This is a genomic window from Chryseobacterium potabilaquae, from assembly GCF_902728265.1.
Classification (GTDB): Bacteria; Bacteroidota; Bacteroidia; order Flavobacteriales; family Weeksellaceae; genus Chryseobacterium; species Chryseobacterium potabilaquae.
The window spans coordinates 1-726 of sequence record NZ_CACVBR010000123.1 but is presented as its reverse complement, the minus strand read 5'-3'; the positions used below and the strand labels follow the sequence as shown (position 1 = coordinate 726).

Annotated in this window: 1 protein-coding gene; it reads left to right on the top strand. The window is 39.0% G+C overall.

Annotated elements, in window-relative coordinates:
- A partial coding sequence (locus CHRY9293_RS18450; RefSeq protein ID WP_162034315.1) for an AMP-binding protein occupies positions 1-726 on the top strand: 726 nt, incomplete at both ends.

The following is a 726-nucleotide window of genomic DNA, read 5'->3' as shown; positions in this document are numbered from 1 at the left end:
TGAGTACTTGTTCCGCGGATAATCCAAATACAGAAGTAAGTTCAGGTGATTTATCTTATGTCATTTACACCAGTGGAACAACAGGAAAGCCTAAGGGAGTAATGATCGAACATAAGAGTGTGGTTCGTTTATTCTGTGCTACGGATCATTGGTATGGATTTACGGATAAGGATGTATGGAGTTTATTCCATTCGTATGTTTTTGACTTTAGTGTATGGGAGATGTGGGGAGCCTTACTTCATGGAGGAAAGCTATTGATTCCTAGTTTAGAACAAACCAAAGATTTACATCTCTTCTTTGATGTATGTCATAGAGAAGGAGTAACGGTATTAAATCAAACTCCCACAGCGTTCTATCAATTTACAGAAGTGGCTTTATCTAAGGATATAGAACTCTCTAGCCTTCGTTATGTCATATTCGGAGGAGAGGCGTTGAACTTTTCTTCTTTGGAACCTTGGTATAGTCGTTATTCTGAGGCTCCTCTTTTAATCAATATGTATGGAATCACTGAAACTACGGTTCACGTGAGCTATAGACCTTTAGATTCAGAAGAATTAGGAAGTGCTTCTATCATAGGAACTCATATTCCGGATCAACGGATTTATGTATTAGATGAGTATTTACGTCCAGTACCCGTAGGAGCCGTAGGAGAATTGTATATAGGAGGAGCCGGTTTATCAAGAGGTTATTTGAATCTTGCTGAGCTTACCTCAGAGCGTTTTCTCT